The organism is Trebonia sp., assembly GCF_049794275.1.
Lineage (GTDB): Bacteria > Actinomycetota > Actinomycetes > Streptosporangiales > Streptosporangiaceae > Trebonia.
Genome location: NZ_JBARCR010000598.1, coordinates 1 through 2,275, shown reverse-complemented (window position 1 = coordinate 2,275; position 2,275 = coordinate 1). Strand labels below are relative to the sequence as shown.

3 protein-coding genes are annotated in these 2,275 nt (G+C 71.7%); 2 read left to right on the top strand and 1 reads right to left on the bottom strand.

Annotated elements, in window-relative coordinates:
* Positions 1 to 569: alanine dehydrogenase (locus WA805_RS16170; protein WP_425242742.1), on the bottom strand; the 569-nt coding region annotated here is incomplete at its 3' end.
* Positions 570 to 672: 103 nt separating this feature from the next.
* On the opposite strand from WA805_RS16170, the gene WA805_RS16165 reads away from it, so the two are divergent.
* Together WA805_RS16165 and WA805_RS16160 are read left to right on the top strand one after the other, a co-directional pair.
* Positions 673 to 1,200, top strand: coding sequence for an Lrp/AsnC family transcriptional regulator (locus WA805_RS16165; RefSeq protein ID WP_424563379.1), 528 nt, complete (start codon positions 673 to 675; stop codon positions 1,198 to 1,200).
* Between the two features lie 144 nt (positions 1,201 to 1,344).
* The coding region (locus tag WA805_RS16160) for an acyl-CoA dehydrogenase family protein (RefSeq protein WP_425242741.1) at positions 1,345 to 2,275 on the top strand (931 nt) is incomplete at its 3' end.

Genomic DNA, 2,275 nt, shown 5'->3' with positions numbered 1-2,275 from the left:
AGGCCGACGGCGATCTGGGTGGCCTGCTGGCCGGAGACGCCGGCGCCGATCACGACGACCCGGGACGCATGCGTGCCCGGCACTCCGCCGAGGAGCGCGCCGTAGCCGCCGCCCTGGCGCATCAGGTGGTAGGCGCCGACCTGCGGGGCCAGCCGGCCGGCGACCTCGGACATCGGCGCGAGCAGCGGCAGGCTGCCGTCGGCGAGCTGGACGGTCTCGTAGGCGATGCCCGTGACGCGGTTCGCGAGCAGGGCGTCGGTGCAGGCCTTGTCGGCCGCCAGGTGCAGGTAGGTGAAGAGCACCTGGCCCGGGCGCATCCGGTGGTACTCCTCGGCGATCGGCTCCTTGACCTTGAGCACCAGGTCGGCCACGCGCCAGACCTCGTCGGGGTCGGGGATGATCGTCGCGCCGGCCGCGACGTAGGCGTCGTCGCCGAGCTCGGAGCCCGCGCCCGCGTCCTTCTCCACGAACACCTCGTGGCCATGGTCGGTCAGCTCGCGCACGCCCGCGGGCGTAATCGCGATGCGGTACTCGTGGTTCTTCACCTCGCGGGGGACGCCGATCTTCATTGACCGTCCTGCCTTTCGACTCGCCGCGGCCCAGATCCCTCCATGGTGCATGATTTTCGAATGAATGCCAATATTGCTGAATTTAATTCTGTATAATGACGTCATGGCTCTTGAAAGTTCAGCACGATCGCCTCGTGCGCCGGGTCCGCCGAATACCGTTCGGGGGGCGGCCCCTACGCCCCTCAACCTCGACGAAACGGACCGGCGCATCGTCCTCGAGCTCGCCCGCGACGCCCGGCTGCCGAACAACACGCTCGCCAGGCTCGCCGGCATCGCCCCGTCGACCTGCCTGGGCCGGGTGCGCGCGCTGCGCGAGCGCGGCGTGATCCGCGGCTACCACGCGGACGTGGACCCGGCGGCGCTCGGCAGGCCGCTGCAGGCGATGATCGCGGTGCGGCTGCAGTCCGACGCCCGCGGCCACATCCGCGCCTTCGTGGCGGACGTCGCCACCCGCGACGAGGTGCTGAACGTGTTCTTCCTGGCCGGCAAGGACGACTTCCTGCTGCACGTCGCCGCGGCGTCCACCGAGGGCCTGCGGGTCTTCGTCGAGGACCTCAGCTCCAACGCCGACGTCGCCTACACGGAGACGTCGCTGATCTTCGAGCACGTCCGCGCGGCGCTTGCCCAGTAGCCCCGCCATGCCGGCTCAAGGGGCCCCGGGACCACAAATTCACCGATGGCTTTCCTGTGCGGGCGGGTACTGGTTTACCCGCCGGGACTCCGGCGATGATGAAGGCACCGGCCGGTCTGGCCGGACTACGAGAGGCAGGCGGCAATGTCATCTCAGCCGTTTCATGACGCCCTGGCGCGCGTCATCGAGGACGTGGTGGCGCCGGGCGCGGCGGACGTTGACGCGTCCGGTGAATTCCCCAGAAAGCAGGTCGACGCGCTGGCCCAGGCGGGGCTGCTCGCGCTGACGGTCCCCGCCGAGTTCGGCGGCGGTGGCGGCGGCGTGCGCGACGCCGCGGAGGTGGTCCGCGAGCTCGGCGCGGTGTGCGGCTCCACCGCGATGATCGTGACCATGCACTACTCCGCGACCGCCGCGATCGTGGCAGCCGTCGACAAGGAGACGCTCACGGCGATCGCCGCGGGCCATCACCTGTCGACGCTCGCGTTCTCCGAGACGGGATCCCGCAGCCACTTCTGGGCGCCGCTGGGCACCGCGACCGCGGAGCCAGACGGCACCGTGCGGCTGGACGCGAGCAAGAGCTGGGTCACGTCGGCGGGGCATGCCGACAGCTACGTCTGGTCGAGCCTGCCGCTCGACGCCGACGGCCCGATGACGCTCTGGCTGGTCCCGGCGGACGCCGCGGGCCTGTCGGTGTCCGGCGCGTTCGACGGCCTCGGCCTGCGCGGCAACGCGTCGGCCCCGATGACAGCCGACGGCGTCCGGGTGCCGCGCGATGCGATGCTCGGCGCCGACGGCGGTGGCCTTGACCTGGCGCTGGCGGCGGTGCTGCCGGTGTTCCTGATCTGCAGCGCGTCGATGAGCGCGGGCCTGACGCGCCGGCTCGCCGACGAGACCGCGGCGCACCTGCAGCGGACGCAGCTGCGGCACCTCGGCCAGTCGCTCGCCCAGCAGGTACAGCCGCGCGCTGAGCTGGCGCGGCTGCGGATCGAGGCGGACCGCACCTGGGCGCTGGTTGCTGAAACGCTCGCCGCCGTCGAGGCCGGACGGGCGGACGCCCAGCTCCTGGTGCTCGAGG